Here is a 20873-nt window from a genome sequence, read left to right on the forward strand (position 1 = left end):
GAGCGACCTCCTCCGACCCGGAGCCCGACGATGACCGCCCAGCCCAGCCTCTCCCCGTCGATCCCCGGCGAGCCCGAGCGCGCCGCGATGCGCACCGCCATCCCCGGCCCCGCGTCCGAGGCGCTCCGCGCCCGCCACCACAAGTACCAGGACGCGCGCCCCATCCACTTCTACCAGGACGCGCGGAAGAGCCTCGGCAACTACATGGTCGACGTGGACGGCAACGTCCTGCTCGACGTCTACGGGCACATCGCCGCCGTGCCGCTCGGCTACAACCACCCGGACCTGCTCGCCGCCTGGCGGAACGGCCGCTTCGACTGGTGCGCGGGCTACCGCGCCGCGCTCGGGGTCGCGCCCGCGCCGGAGTGGGTCGAGATCGTCGAGAAGACGCTGATGCGCGTCGCGCCGCAGGGGCACACCCGCGTCTTCACGTTCACGACCGGCGCCGAGGCGGTGGAGAACGCGCTCAAGGCGGCGTTCATCCGGCTCGCCCGGCGCCGTCGCGGCGGCGCCGCGCCGAGCGACGCCGACCTCGCCGCCGCCATGGTGAACCGGCAGCCGGGGGTGAACGCCTTCAAGGTGATCTCCTTCGAGGGCGGGTTCCACGGCCGCAGCATGGGCGCGCTCTCGGCCACGCGGAGCAAGCCGATCCACAAGCTCGACATCCCCGCCTTCGACTGGCCCGTCGTGCCGTTCCCGGCGAGCCAGTTCCCCCTCGCCGAGCACGCCGATCAGAACCGCGCCGCCGAGGCGCGCTCGCTCGAGGCGGTCAAGGCGGCGATCGACGCGCACCCGGACGAGGTCGCCGCGGTCATCGTCGAGCCCATCCAGGGCGAGGGCGGCGACCGCCACGCGAGCCCGGCGTTCTTCCAGGCGCTGCGCCGGCTGACCGCCGAGCGCGGGGTCGCGCTCATCATCGACGAGGTGCAGACCTGCGGCGGCGGCACGGGCGCGCTCTGGGCGCACGAGGCGTGGGACCTTCCCGAGCCGCCGGACATGGTCACGTTCTCGAAGAAGATGCAGCTCGGCGGCTTCTATTGCCGCGAGGAGCTCGCGCCGGCCGAGCCGCTGCGCATCTTCAACACCTGGCTCGGCGACCCGCTCCGCGGCGCGCAGCTCGAGGTGATGCTCGAGGTCATCGAGCGCGACCGGCTGCTCGAGAACACCCGGGCCGTCGGCGAGCGCCTGGTCGCGGGGCTCGAGGAGCTCTGCCGCCGTTACCCCGCGGTGCTCTCGGGCGCCCGGGGCAGCGGCACCTTCGCCGCCGTCGACTTCCCCCACGCCGCCGCCCGCGACGCGGCGCTCACCGCCCTTCGCAACCGCGGCCTCGAGGTGGGCGGCTCGGGCGAGCGCACGCTGCGCTTCCGCCCGGCGCTCGTCTTCGGCCCGCGGCACGCCGGCGAGGCGCTCGACGTGCTCGAGTCGGTCTGCAAGTGACCGCCGCCGCGCCCGCCGCGCCGTCCCCGATCCGGGTGTTCCACTCGCCGCGGTACTTCGCGGACATCGGCCAGCACGTGATGCCGATGCGCAAGTTCGCGCTGGTCCGCGAGGCGATCGAGCGGAGCGGCCTGCCCGCGCGCGTCGAGGCGCCCGAGCCGGTCAGCGACGAGGACCTGCTCCGCGTCCACACGCCCGAGTACCTGCAGGCGATCGTGACCGGCGAGCCCCGGGCGCTCGCCGAGTCCCAGAAGTTCCCGTGGTCGCCGGAGCTCGCCGGCGCGGTCCGCTTCACGAACGGGGGCTGCATCGCGGCCACCTTCGCCGCGCTCGAGGACGGCATCGCGGGCAACCTCGCGAGCGGGTTCCACCACGCGCACGCCGCGCACGGCGAGGGGTTCTGCACGTTCAACGGCCTCGTCGTGGCGCTGGAGCGCGCGCGCGCCGAGGGCCGGATCCGCCGCGCTTTGGTGGTCGACATGGACCTCCACTACGGCAACGGCACCGCGTCGCTGCTCGCGTCGCGGCCCTGGGCGTTCGGGCTGTCGATCTACGGCAACTGGTACAAGCAGAACCTGGCGTACCGCGACGTGGAGAGCGAGCGCGCGCCGGACACGGACAACAGCTGGTCCGTCCCGGTGCCGAACGGCAGCGGCGGCGCCGAGTACCAGGGCATCCTCGAGCGGCGCCTCGGCCCCGCGATCGACCGCGCGGAGCCCGACGTGATCCTCTACCAGGCCGGCGCCGATCCGTACCGCGAGGACCCGTACTCGCCGCTCGACCTGACCCACGACGACCTGCGCGCGCGCGACGATCTCGTGTTCCGGACGGCGCTCGCGCGCGGCATCCCCATCGCGTGGGTGCTCGCGGGCGGCTACACGCCGGACGTGAGCCGGGTCGTCGAGGTGCACCTGAACACGTTCGTCGCGGCGGTGCGGGCGAGGGAGGCGCGCGCGGAGGGGCAGTGATCCCGTGACGAGGCGCCGTTCACGCGCATCGCCGTCGCCGCGTCATGCGAGCGAGCTCCACCCGTGCCCCTTCACAGGGCATCTGGCCAGCGCGGTCCGAGTGCCGCGGGACGTGATCTCTGGTAGGCTCTGAACGATGACCGCGCGTGATCGCAGCTGGCTGGGAGGTCGGGTGAAGAGCCACGCCGAGCTGGACGCCGCCGACCAGGAGTTCTGGGATCGCGCTGACCCGATCGCGCGCTTCGAGGCATCGGTCGAGCTCTCGCTCACGCTCTGGAGCTTGCGTCACCCCGATGAGCCTGCCCCCCGATTTGGTCGAGATGCTTTCGGCGTTCGCCGGCGCCGGGGTGCGGTACCTGGTGATCGGCGGACACGCGGTGTCCCTGCACGCACGCCCCCGGTCGACAAAGGACCTCGACCTTTGGCTGGACGCCGCGCCTGACAACATCGAGCGCGCTTGCGCCGCGCTGCAGCGGTTCGGCGTCCCGTTCGACATCGTCTCGGAGCTCCGGGCCGCCAGACCGGACGGCGACGCGCCCCGCGCAGGCCCGCGCCTCGCCTCACCGCGACGGCGCCCCCCGCGCGGTGTAAACTCGCCGCCATGGCCGACCTCCTCGACGACCCGGCGCGCCTCGCCGTGCTGCACGGCGCCATGCTGCGCACCGAGGCGGACGTGCTGCTCGACGCCTGCGTGGCGCAGGCCGCCCGGCTCGCGCGGGCGCCGATCGCGATGGTCAGCCTGGTGATCCGCCACATCCAGCTCCTGCGGGCGCACCACGGGCTGCCGCTCGAGCTCGCCGTGAGCTGCGCGACCTCGCGCAGCAACTCGTTCTGCCAGATCGTCGTGCGCGACGAGGCGCCGCTGATCGTCGAGGACGCGCTGCGCGACGAGCGCGTCCCCAAGGATCTCGTCGAGCACTACGGCATCCGCGCCTACGCGGGCGTGCCGGTGCGGGTGAGCGGGCACGTCGTCGGCTCGATGTGTGTGCTCGACGTCGTCCCCCGCCGCTTCGAGCGGCCCGCCCTCGACGGCCTCGAGAAGCTCTCCGTCGACGTCGCCGGGCGGCTCGCCGCGCTCGTCGAGCGCGAGGCGCCGCTCTGCAGCCCCGCCACCACCGAGCGCCTCGTCCGGATCGAGCAGGCCACGCGCGTGCTGGAGCGCGCGCTCCTGGCCCTCGCCCCCGTCATCGCGGCCGCGCCGGGCGCGCGCGCGGCGCGGGCGGCGGGGACAGGCGCGCCGGCGCCCGACGTCCCGCGAGCCCCGCACGTCTCGCCCGCCGATCTGCGCGCGGCCGTCGGGTGCTGGCGCGACATGGGCCCGATCGCCGAGGAGCTCTGCGAGGAGGCCGCCATCCTCGCGCGCTCCGCCCCGTGCGAGGCGGCGTCCGAGGTCGTCGCGGAGGCGCGGGCGCTCGCGCGCTGCCTCGTCGAGATCGGCCCCCTCGTCCGCCTCGCCGAGGGCGTGCTCGACGGGACGGTCGGCGAGGCGGCCGCCGGCAAGGGCGCGGCGCTCGTGCTGCGCGGCGCCATCGGCGCGTACGACGCCGCCTCCACCGCCGCGCGCACCATCCGCGGAATCGTCGAGCGCGCGCGGACATCGACGGGCGGCGGCGCCGCGGTGTGATGTAGAACGCGCCGCGCGCCTGCTCTACACTCGGCCTTCGCCCATGTCGCGCCTCTCGCTCTGGTTCGCGTCGAAGGAAGAGTCGCTCTCGGTGCGGCGGTTCTCGGTCCGGGAGCAGATGTCGTCGCTCTTCGAGGTGTCCATCCTGGCCGTCTCCGAGCTCGAGGACCTCGATCTCGACAGCCTCGTGGGCAAGGCCGCCGCCTTCAAGGTCGAGACGACCGTCCTGAACTCGCTCGCGCCCTCGCGCGTCTGGGCCGGCCTGTGCGCCCAGATGGAGCAGGTGCAGGCCGAGCCGACGGGGCTCTCCACCTACCGCCTCCGCATCGTGCCCCTGCTGTTCCGGGCGACGCTCCGGCGCAACAGCCGCATGTTTCAGCACATGACGATCCCCGACATCGTGCTCCAGATGCTCGAGGAGTGGGGGATCGAGCCCGAGGTGAAGCTGAGCGCGAAATATCCAGCCCATGAATACCGCGTTCAGTACGGCGAGACCGACTATGCATTCATGTGCCGGCTGCTCGAGGAGGCGGGCATCTCGTTCCACTTCGCGCACCCCGAAGGCGGCGGTCGCATGGGCGCCGACCTCACCCGCCTCGTGCTGAGCGACGCCCCGCACCGCGCCGAGCCGCGCTCCGACGCCCCCATCCCTTACGTCGACAACCCGAACCAGGCGGCCGGGCGCGAGTTCGTGAGCGAGGTGGTCGTGAGCCACGAGGTGCGGCCCGGCCACGTCACCCTCCGCGACTTCGATTTCCGGATGCGGCCCGATTACCAGCTCTTCGCGGAGGCGAAGGCGGGGCTCGAGGACGAGCTCCGCTACGAGCAGTACCACTACGTGCCGGGTGCGTTCGTGGTCGAGCCGGGCAAGGGCGGCGACACGCCCGTGGCCGACGACAGGGGGATCGCGCGGGTCGACATCAAGGAGGCGGAGGCGCTCGCGACGCGGAGCCTCGAGAGCGAGCGGCGCGGCCGGCGCTCCGTCCACTACCGCACGAACGCCCTCGATCTGGGCCCCGGCGTCGTCCTGTCGATCGGCCGGCACCCCCGCAAGGAGCTCGCCCCGGGCCAGGCGCTGCTCGTCGTCGCCTCCACGTTCGAGGGCGAGCACAACGGCGAGTGGAACACGACCGGAGAGGCCGTGTTCGCGGAGCAGCCCTACCGCCCGGCGCGGCGGACGCCGAAGCCGCGGGTCGTGGGCGTGCAGAGCGCGATCGTGGTCGGCCCCCCCGGCGAGGAGATCCACACCGACGAGTTCGGCCGCGTGCGCGTGCAGTTCCACTGGGACCGCGAGGGGCGGTTCAGCGACGCGAGCTCGTGCTGGATCCGCGTCAGCCAGGGCTGGGCGGGGAGCCGCTACGGGCTCCTCTCCATCCCCCGCGTCGGGCAGGAGGTCCTCGTCGACTTCTTCGACGGCGACCCCGACCGGCCCGTGATCGTCGGCCGCGTCTTCAACAGCACGACGCGCGTGCCGTACACGCTGCCCGCCGAGAAGACCAAGAGCGGCTGGAAGAGCGACTCCTCGCCGGGCTCGGGCGGGTTCAACGAGCTCTCGTTCGACGACGCCGCCGGGCGCGAGCTCATCCACGTCCAGGCGCAGCGCGACTACACCGAGATCATCAAGCGGGACCAGAGCTCGACCGTGCTCTCGAACCGCTCGGCCAGCGTGACCGGCGGCGACGCGGTGACCGTCGGCGGGAGCCAGAGCGTCAACGTCGGCAAGAGCCAGAGCCACACGATCGGCGAGCAGCAGATCAACAACATCGGCGAGGGCCGCACGTCGATCGTGCGCACCTCCGACACGGTCGACGCTGGCGACAGCCAGAACGTCACGGTCGGCGACGGCGTCGGGTACACGATCAACAAGGACAAGACCGTCCAGATCACGAACGGCGTCGCGTCGATCAAGATCACGCCCGACGGCATCTTCATCGACGCGCAGGGCAACCTCGAGATCTCGGCGGGCGGGCTGCTCAAGCTGTCCGGCGCGGAGGTGCAGATCGACGGCAAGCCGAACGTGTTCATCAACACCAAGGGCGCGAAGGCCCCCGCGGTGGCGACGATCGGCAAGGCCAGGGCGCCGAGCGCGCCGGGCGGGCCTGGCAGCGGGGGCGAGACGAACGCGCCGGCCGAGGTGATGCGCGGCGGCGGCGCCGTCGAGCTGCCGGGGGGCATCGCGGACGTCGAGGTGGAGAGCGCGCCGGCGTGGCTCGACCGCGCCGTCCTGACGCCGCCGCTCACCCCGGCCGCGGCCCCGACGTCGCTCCAGATCGGGCCCGCCGCCGGCGGGGCGATCCGCGAGGAGGTGCGCGCGCGCGCGTCCTCGTCGCCGCCGCTCGCCGCGCTGGTGAGCCAGGCGAGGGGCGCCGTGGAGCTCTTCCGGCTCGCGAAGGGCGAGAGCCTCGCCTCGTTGCCGTCGACGCTCGACGTGCTCGGCCCGGTGCTCACGGCGCCGCTGCCCGCGCTCGGCGGCCTGAGCGCGGGCGACATCGGGGCGCTCGTCAACGCGGGCAGCGCGGCCGGCATCTTCCACGTGGGCGGCGCGGGCGGGCAGATCGCGCAGTTCCTGGCGCTCCGGACCGCGGCGGCGCCGCGGGCGGTGAACGGCGCGGCGGTGAAGGCCGAGGCGCAGGCGACCGAGGCGTCGGGCGTGCCCGCCGAGCGGGCGTACGCCGGGGCGCTGTCGGCGCAGGGCGTGGCCCTCTACCGGGGCGATCTCCAGGGCGGCTTCGCCAAGGTGGAGCCGTGAGGCCCGAGGCCCGCGGGACGTCGGAGGGCGAGCGCCGCGCCCCGGCGGGTGGAGACGGAGACGGAGGCCGAGACGATGCCGCGATATGAACACACCGACGTGTCCTTCGACGTGCCGCGCGACTGGGAGGACCGCTCGGTGGTGGCCTTCTCCGTGCCGGCGAAGCCCGGGCAGGGGATGGCCGCCAACCTGGTGATGACGCGGGACACGCTGGCCGCGGGCGAGGACCTCCGGCGGTACGGCGACCGGCAGCTCGTCGAGATCGCGCGGCGGCTCGACGGCTTCCAGCTGCACGCGCGGCAGGAGATCGCGCTCGGCGGCCAGCCGGCGCTCGAGCTCCGGTTCGGGTGGCGGGGGCAGGGCGGGCCGCTCGATCAGCGGCTCGTGTTCGTCCTCGGGCGCAAGCCGACCGTGCTGAGCTTCACGGCGACCATGCCGAGGAGCGAGGCCGCGCGGCTCAACCCCGTGTTCGACCGCATCCTCGCGAGCGTGAAGCTGGGCCAGGGCTGAGGGAGCAGCGACGCCCGTGAGCGCCCTCGAAGCGGCCCGGCTGGGCGACGAGATCGGCCACACGTCGGCGTGGGCCGGCCTCATCGCGGGGGCGTGCGTCGGGCTCGCGATCGGCGGCGCGATCCTGTTCACCGCCGTCACCGGCGGCGCCGGCGCGGTCCTCATCGGCGCGGCGATCGCCGGCGGCGTCGGCCTCGGCGCCGGCGGCGCGCTGGCCGGCGCCGAGATCGGCAAGATGTTCGAGGGGTCCCCGTGCGGCGCGATCGCGACGGGATCGCCGGACACGTTCATCGAGGGGCCCGCCGCCGCGCGCGCGGAGCTCGACGCGCTCGATCACGGCAACAAGCGGGTGGCGCAGGGCAGCGCCACGGTCTTCGTCAACGGCGAGCACCTCGGCCGCAAGAGCGAGAAGGCCGAGTGCGGCGGCGTCATCGGCCAGGGCGCCGTGTACACGTTCATCGGCGGCGACACGCTGACGCTCGTGCCCATCGAGGACGAGATCCCGTCCTGGCTCATCACGACCCTGCAATGGACCGCCCTGATCGCGGGCGGGGCCGCGCTCGTGCTGACGGGCATCGGCGCCGGCGTCGTGGTCGCCGGGCTGGGGCTCGCCGGCTCGCTGGCCGGCGGGTTCGTCTTCAAGCACGTCGGCAGGGCGGTGGGCGGCCTCTGGGGCGAGCGCGCGGCGCGCGTCGGCGAGATCCTCGGCGAGTTCGGCGGCAGCCTGCTCGGCGGCATCGGCGCCGTGAAGCTCGGCGAGCGGCTCGGGTGGGTCGGCGCGCCGACCGCGGAGGCCCCTCCGGGCGGGAAGGCGCCGCCGAGCCCCGAGGAGGTGGCCCGCGCGCGCGCGTGGACCGACGAGCAGATGGCCGCGGCGCCCGCCGCGGATCCCGCGGCGAACGCCAAGCTCGAGGCGCGGATCGCGGAGAACCGCGCGGCCTACGAGCGGGTACAGCGGGGCGAGCTGGAGCACCCGAACACGACCCCCGAGCGGCTCAAGATGGCCGTCGAGGGGGACACCGACGGCCAGCGCGTGCCGCTCACGTACAAGGATCGCGCGCAGTTCGACCGGCTGCAGTCGGACATCCGGAACGTCTTCGAGTCCGAGGGCATCACGGACGCGACCGTGCAGCAGCTCGGCTCGGCCACGGACGGGTTCAAGGGCAACCCGGACAAGCCGTTCGGCTTCTGGTCGTCCAAGTCGGACACCGATTTCGCGATCCACAGCGACCAGGCGCTGGTCCAGGCGCAGCAGGCGGGCGCGCCCTACAACGCCAAGTACGGGATCTTCAAGAACGGCGAGGCGCCGAGCGCGCTGAACCCGGAGGGCAAGCCGGGGCTCTCGAACACGCCGCTCGGGAGCAAGCTGAACGCGCTGGCGGAGAAGTGGAACGTGGAGATCTACGGCGAGCCCAACCCGAGCAACGGCGGCTTCGATTTCAAGCTCAACGGGCCTCGGGAGCCGAACAGCAATTTCCCCACGATCTATCAGGGGCCGAACGCGGTCGGCGCGGCGCCCGCTGCCCCGGCCGGCGCAGCGCCGCCCGCGGGCAGCGCCGGGACGGCCGGCGCGGGCGGGACGGGCGTCTCCACCGATCCAAGGAACGACGGCCGCTGAGCGGAGGTGATCATGAACAAGACGGCAAGCACGACGCTCGCGTGGTCCTTCAAGAGCGACCTCTCCCAGGAGGAGATGCTCCGGCGGCTCGATGAACGGTGGCCGTCGACGTGGGCGATCTCCGACAGCCACCATCACGGCGACTACGTCGGCGGCCGGCTCACGCCGGAGGCGGCGGCGCGCATCTATCAAGACGGCCCGAGGTTCGTGGTGCACCTGCGCTTCTCCTCGGCGGGCGGCGACGTGAGGAGGCAGCTGCTCGAGGCGCAGCAGCTGCTCATCGTCGAGGTGCTCCCGCTCCTCGACGCGCACGACGTCTGGCCGACGGAGCCGCTCGACTGAGGATCGCCCGCCCCGGCGCGCGGCCGGCGCCTCAGTCGGACGTGCGCGCCGGCCGCAGCTCGTCCATGGTGAAGACCCGGCCGAGCGCGAGCGCCTTGAGCGCGTAGCGGCTCTGCTCTTGCTGATCCTGGCGGAGGTGCGCCTCCGCGAGGACACGCACCTTCAGGCTCGTCATCATGGGCAGCCGGTGCTCCAGGGCCTTCGGCAGGTAGAGCGGCAGCGCGCCCTGCCCGGCCGCCGTGAGCAGCGCGCGGATCCACACGTCGCCGAGCACCTTGCGGGTCTGGTACCGCCGCTGCTCGAGCAGGAGCCGCTCGGTGTGCGCCTCGATCTGGCCCGCCGGGAGCGAGCGGCTCGACTGCGCGATGTGCTCCCTGAGCTGCTGGGTCAGCCTGTCCACGACGCCGGTCGAGCTCTGGAGGTAAGGCGACTTCAAGAGCTCCCCGATGGACTCGATCGCGTCCTTGAGCGGTTTGTCGGGGCCCGCGAGCGGCGTGACCACGGCGACCGTGGCCTTGAGCGCCTCGATCTCGTCGAGCGGGAACCGCGCCTCGCCGGTCACGAGCACGAGCGGCGGCGTGAACCGCCTCCGGTCGCCGAGCGACGCGAGCAGCGCCTGGGGCACGCCGCCCGGCTCGATCGGCGAGCCTTCGGTGAGCACGCCGAGCACGTCATGGCGGTCCTTGGCCGCGGCCGCGTCGCCGGCCTGCGGATCGTGGCGGGGGTCGAGCTCCTCGAAGTCGAGCTCGAGGATCAGGTCGCTCCACCGGGCGCGGACGCGCGGCAGCGCGGCCGGGTCGAACCAGAGCAGCTCGACGATGTCGTCGGCCAGCGCGGCCGTGGACCGCGGCGACGGGGCGCCGGCCCTCGAGGGGCGGTCGCCGTCGCTCGGGGGCGGCAGCGGCGCGCGCGCCGCGCCCTCGGCCGCCCCGATCTTCTGGCCCACCGTCATCGCCGGCGCCGCCTCGTTCGTCCCCCAGGGGCTCCGGCCCGCGACGGGCGCCATGGAGGCGGGCGGCGGCGTCGGCGGCGCCTGATCGAGGGGGCCGACCGGCGCGGCCGGCGGGGGCCGCCACGACAGGGACGGGGCCATCGAGGCGCCGAGATCGCCCTGGGCCACGGGCGCGCGGAACGGGAGCCCCCCGCCCGGCGGGCTCGAGAGCGGGGGCAGGCTGTCGGCCCCGCGCTCCTCGGTCTTCCAGGGCAGCACCGGGGCGTGCTCGGTGGTGAGCCCGGGGATCTGCGTCTGGCTGATCGAGCCGGAGCGCGGCGCGATGTGCCTGGAGCTCGGCGGCAGGGATCGCTCGGCCTCGCTCCGCACGGGCTGCGGGTCGAGGCCCACGACCACGCGCCCGGGCTCCTCCGGGTGCTCCAGCGCGATCTGCGCGCGCCAGGTCAGCGCGCAGCGCCCCCGCGCGGTGTCGATCCAGAGCGTGTCGCAGCGCATGACCGGCCTCGCGCCTCCTCGCCGGCCCTCGACGGTCGCCGTCGGGCGGAGGCCTGGCAGCTGGGTCACGAGGCGCGGGTGCTCGGGGTGGAGGTTCTCGAGCACGAGGCGCTCGTCCTCGCGCAGGGACGTCAGCTGCTGGTCGGCGGGGGCGACGTTGAAGTAGGCGGCGTCGAACCCGGCGGGCAGCGGCTTGCGGCTCCAGTCGCGGTGGGACCACCCGGCCGCGTGGCGGCCGAGCTTCTCGACGCGCGACGGCCAGGTCGGGGCGATCGGACCGAAGCCGGTGGGCTCGATCGGCTTGCTCGGGTCGGAGAGGAGCAGCCCCGGCGGCTGGAGGTTGGGCACGGCGATCTGCCCGTAGGCGTTGCGCGCGCCGCCGCTCATCCCGACCGGGTTCCACGAGCCCGGCCCCCCCGCGGCGCGCTCGTAGACCAGCGGCATCTGCGAGAACGGCGGCCCCTCGTGGAGCGTCCCGTCCTGCGAGAAGATGCGGTCGCACCACACCTCGATCGACTTGTCGATGTCGCCGACGGCGAGCCTGCCCACGAGCGAGCGCACCGGCACCTTGCCGGGAGCGAACGCGAGGCCGACGAGCACGACGTCGACGAGCGGCTTCGCCGGCGCGAGGTCGCTCGCGGACTGCAGGCTCCTCGACGGCGCGTCCTCCCAGGTCACGTCGTGGTGGCTCGGCGCCTCCTGGTCGGGGGCGAGCGGCGACTCGCCGGGGCGGAGCAGGAACGTCGCCTTGCAGACGACGGTGAGGACCCAGGAGCCGGCGGCGGGTTGCCAGAGGATCGAGGCGACGGGGAGGGGACCGGCGGCGATGACGTTCATGCGGGGAGGGGTCTCCGGGGCGCTCTCGCGCCCGCTCGTTCAGCGCGGCAGGGCGGCGTCCGGCGGCGCTGGCAGCTCGCGGGTGATCTCGCCCGCGTCGGCCCCGTCGGCCGGCGCGGGCGGCTCCGAGCCGGGCGCGAGCGCCACGCCCTCCCAGGTCGCGTTCTTGTCCCGGCTCCCGTAGACGAACGGCGGCCGGGCTTCCAGCTCCCGCGCGATGCGGGCGAGCTCCTCGTCGAGGTAGCGCGGGTTCGCGAGCCGCTCGCGGATGCCGCTGTTCAGGTAGCCGCGGATGTCGGGGCTGTCCGGGTAGTACTTCGTGTAGACGTGGTACCGGAAGAGCGGCTTCAGCCGGTGCAGGTCCTTGGGCCCGGTCGGCAGCGGCAGGAGCTCGACGAAGTGCTTCCGCTTCGCCCGCTCCTCCAGCCGGTCGAGGACGAGCTGCAGGCTGTTCTCGAGCAGGTGCGGCGCGCAGTGATCCGCGAAATCGTCGTAGAGCAGCCGCATGAGCGCCCTCGCCTCGTCGATGGGCAGCTGCGCCTGCCGCTCGCGGCCCATGCGCCGGACGAGGGCCATGAACGGCGCGGGCTGGTTGCCGGTCGCCGCGATCACCTCCGGATCGCGGAAGTCCGGCTGGCGGTAGGGGAAGTGGCGCGGGTTGATCGCGTCGAAGCCGCCGCGGCCGTAGAACAGGAGGCGCTGCCACGACAGGCGCTCTTCCGGCGTGAAGTACTCCATCTCGGCCGTGAGATCGAGGTTCATCCCGAAGTACTTCCCCGGCGCCCCGGGCGCGGGGAGCGTGATCTTCCCCATCGCGTGCAGGTCGGCGAGGTACTGCATCGCGATCTCGACCGGCGCGATGCGCAGCCAGTACGACAGCACCGTCCCGCGCGCCTCCGGCATCATGAAGATGTGGGCGAGGTAGATGACGCAGAGATCCGGGGCGTACGCCGGATTGACGAGCACGGTGCCGTCGCGGACGCCCCGCAGCCTCCCCTCCGCGTCCCGCGCCACGAGCAGGAAGTAGCGCATGTAGGTGCCCGACGGCTCGGGCGTGAACGGATCGTCGCGGAGGAAGGCCTCGATCGCCTCTTTGCGCTCCATCTCGCCGTGCGGCCCGAAGCAATCCCACAGGATCTGATACGCCCCGTCGAAGTCCGGGTCGGAAGGATCCTCGATCGACCAGATCTGGTACTTGCGCGTCTCGCGCTCGATCATCTCCACCACGTCCTGGTGGAACAGGTCCTTCATGCAGAGCCGGACGCGATTTCTCAAGGATGGCCCCAGGGGTCGAGGATGCCAGACGGCGCGTTCATCTGATAGGGATTCATCGTGGCTCACGCAGCGCTCGTCCGCACGTCCACGCGCACGTCCGCGCCCTCGCAGATCGACGCCGCTCGCACCGTGTGGAGCGCGGAGGGGCCGCCCTATGAGCCCGCCCCGCCGCTCCGCGGGGACGTTGTGGTCGACGTGGCGATCATCGGGGGAGGGTTCACCGGGGTCTCCACCGCATACCACCTGATCCGCCGGTTCCCGAGCCTCCGCGTCATGATCCTCGAGGCGCGCCACCTCGCGAACGGCGCGAGCGGGCGGAACGGGGGAATGATGCTGAACTGGATCAACGGCGTGAGTTACCGCGATCCGGAGCTCACGCGGCGCGTCTACGAGGCGACGCGCGACGGCATCGACGGCATCGTCGCGTTGATCCAGGAGCACGGCCTCCCGGTGCGTTACCGGCGCGACGGCTGCATGGAGGTGCTCACCGACGCGCGGCGGGCCGAGGCGGCGCACGCGCGGGTGGAGAAGCTCGCGAGCTGGGGCATTTCGCTACAGTACCTGGACAGCGCGGCGCTCGCGCGGCGGCTGGGCGTGCGGGGGGCGGCCGGCGCCGTGCTGGACGCGACCGAGGGGCAGCTCAACGGGGTCGATCTGGTGCGTGGCCTGCGCGCGGTGTTGCTCGCGCGCGGGGTGGTCGTGCACGAGGACACGCCGGTGCTGCGCGTCCGGGAGGGGCGCACGATCGAGCTGACCACGCCGGGCGGGGTGGTCCGGGCGGCGGCGATCGTGCTCGCGACGAACGGTTACACGCCGCGGCTCGGTTATTTCCGTTCGGGCGTGTTCCCGCTGCACTCGCACGTGATCGCGACCGAGCCGCTCGACGCCGAGGCGCGCGCGGCGCTCGGCTGGGGGCAGGTCGCGGGCTTCAGCGACGACCACGACCGCATCGCGTACGCCAGCATGACGCCGGCCGGCGAGCTGGTGTTCGGCGGGGGCAGCAACGCGGCGTACGCGTACCTCTACGGGAGCCGGACGTCCTACCCGGGCACCCCCGACTCGGCCGGCCCGGCGTTCGAGGCCATCCGGCGCCGGATGACCGGCTATTTCCCGGCGGCCGAGCGGCTGCGCGTCGCGCACCGCTGGACGGGCACGCTCGGCATCACGATGAGCCGGCTCTGCAGCATGGGCGTGCGGGGCGAGCACCGGAACGTGTACTACGCCCTCGGCTACAGCGGCCACGGCGTGACGCTCGCCAACCTCGCCGGCCGCGTGCTCTGCGACCTCTACGCGGGCGACGACGCGCGGTGGCGGGCCTTGCCCTTCTACATGTACCCGCTCGGGGGCATCCCGCCCGAGCCGTTCCGGTGGCTCGGCTATCACGTCTACACGAAGCTCACCGGGCGCTCGCCGCGCAAGGCGGCCTGATCCGCGCGAGGCGGGCGCCGGCGGCGCGCAGGCCGGGCTTGCGTGGCCGGAGCGCGGGGCGCTATTCGGAGGCGAGGCCATGTTCTGCGCGCGTTGCCATCGGGAGTACGACGCGGGCCATCGGTTCTGTCCCTACGACGGCGCGGAGCTCGCCGACGCGCGGCGCGTCGAGCTCTTCCGGTACAAGCCGACCCGGCTGCGCGGCACCGTGCTCGGAGGGCGCTACGAGGTGTGCGGCTACATCGGCAAGGGGGCGATGGCGCGCGTCTACCTCGCGGTCGAGCGCGAGACCCGGCTGCCCGTCGCGATCAAGGTGCTCGAGTCGTTCGCCGCCCGGGCGGAGCGCACCCGCGAGCGCTTCATGCGCGAGGCCCAGAGCGCGGCCATGATCGGGCACCCGAACATCGTCAAGGTGCTCGACGCCGGCACGCGCGACGACGGCGCGCCCTACCTCGTCATGGAGTACCTTTTCGGCGAGTCGCTCGGCGACTGGCTGCGGCGCGAGCGCCTCATGGACGCGGACCTCGCCGTCCCGGTGCTCTGCCAGGCCGCGTCCGGGCTCGCCGCCGCGCACCGGGCCGGCATCATCCACCGCGACGTGAAGCCCGACAACCTCTTCCTCCTCGGCGCGCAGGGCGACCCGTACGCCGTCAAGGTGCTCGACTTCGGCCTCGCCAAGATCCAGGCGGCGGACCACATCACCGCGACCGGCACCGCCGTCGGCACCCTCGAGTACATGGCCCCCGAGCAGGTCGTGAGCGACCGGCCCGACGCCCGCACCGACGTCTACGGCCTCGGCGTCGTCATGTTCCGCGCCTTCACCGGGGAGCTCCCGTTCCCGCGCTCGGAGCAGTCGGAGCTGCTCGCGCGGCAGCTCGTCACCCAGCCCCCCCGCCCGTCGGAGCGGCGCCGCGGCATCGACCGGCTGACCGAGGCCGTCATCCTGAAGGCGATCCGCAAGCGCCCGGAGAACCGCTATCCCTCCATGGAGGCGTTCCTCCTGGACCTCGAGCGGCTGGCCGGCGAGCGGGGCGGTCCGCTATTGGCCGAAGATCCGCTCCCGGCGCCGGACGACGTCTACGTCCCGCAGGGATCGTTTGCCAGGAACGCGGCGATCTACTTCTATAGGAAGCTCGGTATGGAGGCCCCACGCTTCGGCGATTGAGCGACACCACCTCCCGCGGGCGCCTCCCGCCACCCAGGAGATCCGTATTACCATGGCCTACTCTGCTGCCTTCCGATGTCTGACCGGCTGTCCCGGGCGCTACCCGCTGACGAAGCCGCTCTACCGTTGCCCCACGTGCGGCGGGCTGCTCGACGTCGCGCACGACGTCGACGCGCTCCGCGATCGGAGCGCCGCCTCGTGGATGAAGCTGTTCGACGATCGCTACAAGCGCACGGTCTGGCCCTACGGCTCGGGGGTCTGGGGCAAGCGGGAGTGGGTCGCGCCCGAGGTCCCGGACGAGGCGATCGTCTCGATGGACGAGGGCGGCACGAACCTCTTCTGGGCCGACCGCTACGGCCGCTCGCTCGGGCTCGACGAGGTCTGGGTGAAGCTCTGCGGCAACAGCCACACGGGCTCGTTCAAGGACCTCGGGATGACGGTGCTCGTCTCCGTGGTGAACAAGGCGATCCGCGAGGGCCTCGAGGTGCGCGCGATCGCGTGCGCGTCCACCGGCGACACCTCGGCCTCGCTCGCGGCCTACGGCGCGGCGGCCGGCCTGCCCGTGATCGTGCTCCTGCCGCGGGGCAAGGTGTCGACCGCGCAGCTCGTGCAGCCGATCGCGTCGGGCGCGCTGGTGCTCTCGCTCGACACCGACTTCGACGGCTGCATGGCCATCGTCCAGCGCCTGTCGGCCGACGGCGTGGTCTACCTGGCGAACTCGATGAACGCCCTGCGCCTCGAGGGCCAGAAGACGGTGGCCATCGAGATCGTGCAGCAGTTCGACTGGACCTTGCCCGACTGGGTCATCCTGCCGAGCGGCAACCTCGGCAACGCCTACGCCCTCTACGCCGGCTTCAAGATGCTGAAGGACCTCGGCCTGACGACGCGCTTCCCCCGCCTCTGCGTGGCGCAGGCGGCGCAGGCGAACCCGCTCTACCGCGCGTGGTCGGAGGGGCGGCGCGAGGTCGTGCCGATGAAGGCGGGCGAGACGCTGGCGAGCGCGATCCAGATCGGCAACCCGGTGAGCGCGCCCCGGGCCATGCTGGCGCTCGAGGCGATGGACGGCGTCGCGGAGCAGGTGACCGAGGACGAGCTCTGCGACGCGGCCGCCCGCGCCGATCGCACCGGGATGTACACCTGCCCTCACACGGCGGTCGCCCTCGCGGCGCTGGAGAAGCTCGTGAAGAAGGGGCTCGTCGAGAAGCGGCAGCGGGTCGTCGTGGTCTCGACCGCGAACGGCCTCAAGTTCACGGAGTTCAAGGTGAAGTACCACGAGCGCGCGCTCGCCGACGTGACGAGCCGCGCCGCCAACCCGCCGGTCGAGCTGCCGGCCGACTACGACCGCGTGCTCGCGGCCCTCGACAAACACGCCGCGCTCACCGCGCGCGACGCGCAGGTCGCGCACGCGGCCGACGCGGTCTGAGCGGGGCGGCCTGCGCGCGCGGGCCCGCCTTGACGCGCGAGGTCGCCCCGGCATCCTCGTGGGGCAGGGGGGGCACCCGTGGACATCCGGCACCGCACGCTGCTCTCGTTCATCCCGCTCCTGACCGTGGCGGTCGCGCTGGCCGTCTTCATCCCCCTCGTCAACGGCAGGCTCTCCCGGATCTCGGCCCAGCAGCTCGACGTGCTGAGCGATCTCGTCGACATGCAGGACATGGAGCTCGGGGTGCTCAACCAGCGCGAGACGCTCGGGCAGGCGCTCCGCGGGTTCAACGCCTCCCTCTACGCGATCAACTACGCCGGCCTGCGGGACCAGACGCTCGCCCACCTGAGGCGGCCGGACCGCGGCGAGGGCCTTCAGAACGAGCTCTGGGAGCAGCTCGCCGCGGTGTACGCCGACCTCGACGTGCAGCACGAGGCGATCCTGGGCGCGCTGCAGGAGGGCGACGCGGCGCGCGCGACGGCGGTGTTCTACGGCAAGGCGCAGCAGCTCACCTACGTGCTCCTGGCGACCGCGCGGATCGGCCAGTCGAACGACAAGGAGACGCTGAGCGAGCTCGAGGCGAGGAGCCGCGCGCTCAAGCAGCGCGCGCTGTTCGGGCTCGCCGTCGGCGTGAGCGGGGGCATCTTCCTCGCGCTCGCGTTCGCGTGGCTCCTGGTCGCCGACATCGTGCGCCCGATCGAGCGGCTGGCCGCGGACGCCGCGCGGTACGCGTCGGGCGACGTGTCGGGGGAGCTCAGCCCCGCCGGCAGGATCAAGCAGCTGAAGCACCTCCGCGACGCCTTCCAGCACCTGCTCGGCGTGACCCTGGCGCGGCAGGACCGCCTCCAGCGCGCCACCGCGGACCTGGAGGATCGGGTCGCCCGCGAGCAGCAGCTCCGCGAGACGGTGCAGGCCCTCAACGAGGACCTCGGCCGCGCCAAGGACGATCTGGAGCGGCGCGTGGAGGAGCGGACCGGGGAGCTCATCCTCGCGAACGAGCGGCTCCAGATCGAGCTCGTCGAGCGCGGCCGCGCCGAGGCGGCGCTGAAGGAGAGCGAGGAGAAGCTCCGGCAGCTCAACGAGGCCCTGGAGCAGCGGGTGATCGAGCGGACCGACGAGCTCGCGGCGGCCCAGCGCCAGCTCGTCGACGCGGCGCGGCGCGCGGGCATGGCCGAGATTGCCACCAACGTGGTGCACAACATCGGCAATGTCCTCAACAGCGTCAACGTCTCTGCCAAGCTCATCGCCGAGGAGGTGGGCAGCGCCAAGCTGGTGAACCTGGAGCGGGCGACGCAGCTCCTCTCGGAGCACAGGGACGATCCGGGGAGGTTCCTCACCGAGGATGAGCGGGGTCGACACCTCATCTCGTACCTGGAGGCGCTCTCCGCCGCGTTGCAGTCCGATCGCCGGCGCGTCGTGGGCTACGTGGATCAGCTCATCAAGAGCGTCGACCACATCAAGGACATCGTCCGGACGCAGCAGACGTATGCCGGCGCCCCCACGGTCGTCGAGCCCGTGCAGCTCTCGGACATGGTGGAGGACGCCCTCCGCATGAACGACGTGGCCCTCACCCGCCCCCAGGTGAAAATAGTCAAAAATTTCAATAGCTTGAACGCCGTCTACGTCGACAAGCACAAGCTCCTGCAGATCCTGATGAACCTCATCAGCAACGCGAAGTACGCGATGGACGATCTACCCGGAAAAGATCACGAGCTCACGTTGACGATCGAGGAGGGCGAGGGGAGCGGAGGGGGCTCCGTGCGGATCAGCGTGCGCGACACGGGGATCGGCATTGCTACAGAGCACCTGACCCGGATCTTCTCTCATGGTTTCACGACACGCAGGGACGGTCACGGCTTCGGGTTGCACAGCTCTGCGCTGGCCGCCAAGGAGATGAGCGGCGTGTTGTCGGTGAAGAGCGACGGTGCGGGCCAGGGAGCCACCTTCACGCTCGAGCTCCCGAGGCGGCTCGTCGCGCGTTAGCTCCGAGCGTCCCAAGTCTGGCGAGGAGTCCCGAGAGATTTCAACGCCAAGGCGCCAAGGCGCCAAAATACAAAGAAATTCTGGTTTGCGCCTTTGCGCCTTTGCGCCTTTGCGTTGATCTCTCTTCTCTCGCCGTGATCCCTGCCAAGGCCTCTGACAGCTCGCGGCGCCCCTGCGAGCTACCTGCGCCGCCGCGCGCGCCGCCGCCGCCCGCCGCTGCCGCGCGCCCGCGAGGACTCCATCGCGGAGGCGATGCCGTTCTGCAGCGTGCTCTGCGTGACGATCCCGCTCATGTCGACGCCGAGCTCGACGAGCGTCCTGGCGACGTCGGGCCGCAGCCCCGTGATGATCACCTCCGAGCCGAGCAGCCGGACGGCGATCGCCGCGCGCAGGAGCTCGTCGGCGCACTGGCCGTCGATCTGCGGCACCCCGGTGATGTCGAGGATCGCGACGTGCGCGCGGCGGGCCGCCACGCCGCGGACCAGCGTCTCCTGCACCCGGCGCACGCGCTGCGCGTCGAGCGCCCCGACGAGCGGCATCACCACGATGTCGTCGCGGATCGGGATGAGCGGGGTCGACAGCGCCGCGAGGATCTCGTTCTGCGCGCGCAGCGCCTCCTCCCGGGCCCGCCGCGCCTCGGTCTCGGCCTCGGCGCGCTTGCGCTCGGTGATGTCGCGCACGATGACGACCGCCTCGGCCCGGTCGCTGCCGGCGATCCGGACCTCGTAGTCGTGCCGGCCGTCCCGCAGCTGCTCCTGGTACTCGAAGACCTGCGTCGCCTCGTCGGCGAGCGCCCGGGCCACGAGCTCGGTGATCTGCTCGGCCACGCGGGCGGGGAACACGTCGGCGATGTGCCGCTCCAGGAAATCCTCGGCGCGGAGCGAGAGGCGCGACTCCCGCGACGCCTTGAAGTCGAGGCAGATGCCCTCGGCGTTGATCCGGAGGATGGTGTCGGGGATGGCGTAGAGGAGCGCGCGGTTGTTCGCCTCGCTCCGGCGCAGGGCGGCCTCCACGCGCTTGCTGCCGATGAAGTGGCCGGCCTTGGCGGCGACCGCGAGCAGCACGTCGAGCAGCCCCGGATCCGGCGCGCGCGGGGCGTCGTCCAGGAGCTCCAGCACGGCGGCCACCTGCGCGTCGGCGCGGACCGCGATGGGGAGCTCGCTCGCGAAGCGCAGGCCGGCCCGCTGCGCCGCCCCGGCGCGCTCGTCGTCGTCGCCCTCCGCGCCGAGATCGACGAACCAGCTCGGCTCGCCCTGGGCGAGCGCGCGGCCGGGCAGCCCCGCGCCGCGGGCGTACCGGGACCCCCGGGTCGCCGCCTCGAGCTCCGCCGTGTCGTCGGGCGCGGCGCTCCAGGTGTGCTCGCAGCGCAGCGCGCCGCTCTCGTCGTCCCCGAGCCACAGGGCCGCGAACCGGAAGCCGAGCGTCTCCCCGAGCGCGCCGAGGAGCGCCAGGATGCCCTCCGGCAGCGTCGTCGACTCGACCAGGATCTTCGTCACCGTGTACTGCGCCGACAGCTTGTAGTTGGCCTCGGAGAGGGCGCGGCGCTGGTTCCACTTCTCGGTGAGCGCAAACGCCATCTGACGCACCTCGTTGGGGTCGAACGGCTTTGCGAGGATGAGCAGGTTGTCGGTGCGCCCGAATCGACTCGAGATCTCCTCCCAGGAATAATCCGAGTACGCCGAGCAGATGACCGCCTGGATGGCGGCGTCTTCCTTCCAGATGCGGGAGAGCGTCTCGATGCCGTCCCACCCCGGCGGCATGCGCACGTCCACGAACACGAGGGCATACGGCGCCCCGTGGTCGAGCGCCTCCTTGACCCTCTCCAGCCCCTCGGCGCCCTGGGTCGCGCACGTGAGCTCGAACCTCACGTCCCTGCGGCTGGGCGGATCGCGGAACAGCGCCGACTCGAGGGTGAGGAGCGTCGATGTCTCCGCGCTCCTGCTCAGGATCCTGCGAAAATCCTCGTGGATGGCCTCGTTGTCGTCGATCAGCAGGATGCGCCTGTTCTGCCGCCAGCTGGGGTCCCGCATGGCCGAGTCCTCCGATCCTCGGCCATGTCGCGCGTCA

Annotated in this window: 14 protein-coding genes; 11 read left to right on the forward strand and 3 right to left on the reverse strand. The window is 72.7% G+C overall.

The features are described 5' to 3' along the window. The first annotated feature begins 30 nt into the window (after positions 1-30). The 7 genes from WMF43_RS50305 to WMF43_RS50335 all read left to right on the forward strand — a co-directional run bounded on the left by WMF43_RS50305 (position 31) and on the right by WMF43_RS50335 (position 9248). Entirely contained in the window at positions 31-1437 is a 1407-nt protein-coding gene (locus tag WMF43_RS50305) for an aminotransferase class III-fold pyridoxal phosphate-dependent enzyme (RefSeq protein WP_437676176.1), read from the forward strand. Then, positions 1434-2405 carry a histone deacetylase family protein gene (locus WMF43_RS50310; RefSeq protein WP_437676177.1) on the forward strand — a complete coding sequence of 324 codons (972 nt, stop codon included), beginning with the start codon at positions 1434-1436 and terminating at the stop codon, positions 2403-2405. Before WMF43_RS50305 ends, WMF43_RS50310 begins: the two co-directional genes overlap by 4 nt. Before the next feature lie 601 nt (positions 2406-3006). Continuing rightward, entirely contained in the window at positions 3007-4029 is a 1023-nt protein-coding gene (locus tag WMF43_RS50315; RefSeq protein WP_437676179.1) for a GAF domain-containing protein, read from the forward strand. Positions 4030-4072: 43 nt separating this feature from the next. Beyond that, positions 4073-6778 (forward strand): type VI secretion system tip protein TssI/VgrG, encoded by a 2706-nt coding sequence (tssI, locus tag WMF43_RS50320; RefSeq protein ID WP_437676181.1) that lies wholly within the window; start codon positions 4073-4075, stop codon positions 6776-6778. A gap of 75 nt (positions 6779-6853) precedes the next feature. Next, positions 6854-7288, forward strand: coding sequence for a DcrB-related protein (locus WMF43_RS50325; protein WP_437676183.1), 435 nt, complete (start codon positions 6854-6856; stop codon positions 7286-7288). Positions 7289-7304: 16 nt separating this feature from the next. Next, complete coding sequence (locus tag WMF43_RS50330; RefSeq protein ID WP_437676185.1) at positions 7305-8906, forward strand: PAAR domain-containing protein; 1602 nt, start codon at positions 7305-7307, stop codon at positions 8904-8906. A gap of 12 nt (positions 8907-8918) precedes the next feature. Next, on the forward strand, positions 8919-9248 hold the full coding sequence (locus tag WMF43_RS50335; protein ID WP_437676187.1) for a hypothetical protein: 330 nt from the start codon (positions 8919-8921) through the stop codon (positions 9246-9248). Between the two features lie 31 nt (positions 9249-9279). Here the strand turns inward: WMF43_RS50335 and WMF43_RS50340 are convergent, their stop codons facing one another. Both WMF43_RS50340 and WMF43_RS50345 read right to left on the reverse strand, forming a co-directional pair. Then, the gene (locus WMF43_RS50340) at positions 9280-11532 is read right to left on the reverse strand and encodes a DUF2169 family type VI secretion system accessory protein (protein ID WP_437676189.1); all 2253 of its coding nucleotides are present in this window, start codon (positions 11530-11532) and stop codon (positions 9280-9282) included. 39 nt (positions 11533-11571) lie between these two features. Beyond that, positions 11572-12807 (reverse strand): hypothetical protein, encoded by a 1236-nt coding sequence (locus WMF43_RS50345; protein ID WP_437676191.1) that lies wholly within the window; start codon positions 12805-12807, stop codon positions 11572-11574. A 57-nt stretch (positions 12808-12864) separates the two neighbouring features. Between WMF43_RS50345 and WMF43_RS50350 the strand changes: the two genes are divergently transcribed. The 4 genes from WMF43_RS50350 to WMF43_RS50365 all read left to right on the forward strand — a co-directional run bounded on the left by WMF43_RS50350 (position 12865) and on the right by WMF43_RS50365 (position 18806). Then, on the forward strand, positions 12865-14235 hold the full coding sequence (locus WMF43_RS50350; protein WP_437676192.1) for an NAD(P)/FAD-dependent oxidoreductase: 1371 nt from the start codon (positions 12865-12867) through the stop codon (positions 14233-14235). Positions 14236-14314: 79 nt separating this feature from the next. After that, the gene (locus WMF43_RS50355; protein ID WP_437676194.1) at positions 14315-15400 is read left to right on the forward strand and encodes a serine/threonine-protein kinase; all 1086 of its coding nucleotides are present in this window, start codon (positions 14315-14317) and stop codon (positions 15398-15400) included. Positions 15401-15452: 52 nt separating this feature from the next. After that, on the forward strand, positions 15453-16823 hold the full coding sequence (gene thrC / locus WMF43_RS50360) for a threonine synthase (RefSeq protein WP_437676195.1): 1371 nt from the start codon (positions 15453-15455) through the stop codon (positions 16821-16823). A gap of 78 nt (positions 16824-16901) precedes the next feature. After that, positions 16902-18806: a sensor histidine kinase gene (locus WMF43_RS50365; protein ID WP_437676197.1), complete on the forward strand. Its 1905-nt coding sequence runs from the start codon at positions 16902-16904 to the stop codon at positions 18804-18806. A gap of 179 nt (positions 18807-18985) precedes the next feature. Here the strand turns inward: WMF43_RS50365 and WMF43_RS50370 are convergent, their stop codons facing one another. Then, on the reverse strand, positions 18986-20836 hold the full coding sequence (locus WMF43_RS50370) for an STAS domain-containing protein (protein ID WP_437676199.1): 1851 nt from the start codon (positions 20834-20836) through the stop codon (positions 18986-18988). Between the last annotated feature and the right edge of the window lie 37 nt (positions 20837-20873).

This window comes from Sorangium sp. So ce131, assembly GCF_051519095.1.
In the GTDB taxonomy this organism is placed as follows: domain Bacteria; phylum Myxococcota_A; class Polyangia; order Polyangiales; family Polyangiaceae; genus Sorangium.

Excerpts from the sequence above, each read along its gene's own strand:
- tssI (WP_437676181.1), top strand. The coding sequence starts at position 4,073 with ATGTCGCGCCTCTCGCTCTGGTTCGCGTCGAAGGAAGAGTCGCTCTCG.
- WMF43_RS50325 (WP_437676183.1), top strand. The coding sequence starts at position 6,854 with ATGCCGCGATATGAACACACCGACGTGTCCTTCGACGTGCCGCGCGAC.
- thrC (WP_437676195.1), top strand. The coding sequence starts at position 15,453 with ATGGCCTACTCTGCTGCCTTCCGATGTCTGACCGGCTGTCCCGGGCGC.
- WMF43_RS50315 (WP_437676179.1), top strand. The coding sequence starts at position 3,007 with ATGGCCGACCTCCTCGACGACCCGGCGCGCCTCGCCGTGCTGCACGGC.
- WMF43_RS50355 (WP_437676194.1), top strand. The coding sequence starts at position 14,315 with ATGTTCTGCGCGCGTTGCCATCGGGAGTACGACGCGGGCCATCGGTTC.
- WMF43_RS50340 (WP_437676189.1), bottom strand. The coding sequence starts at position 11,532 with ATGAACGTCATCGCCGCCGGTCCCCTCCCCGTCGCCTCGATCCTCTGG.
- WMF43_RS50305 (WP_437676176.1), top strand. The coding sequence starts at position 31 with ATGACCGCCCAGCCCAGCCTCTCCCCGTCGATCCCCGGCGAGCCCGAG.
- WMF43_RS50370 (WP_437676199.1), bottom strand. The coding sequence starts at position 20,836 with ATGCGGGACCCCAGCTGGCGGCAGAACAGGCGCATCCTGCTGATCGAC.
- WMF43_RS50335 (WP_437676187.1), top strand. The coding sequence starts at position 8,919 with ATGAACAAGACGGCAAGCACGACGCTCGCGTGGTCCTTCAAGAGCGAC.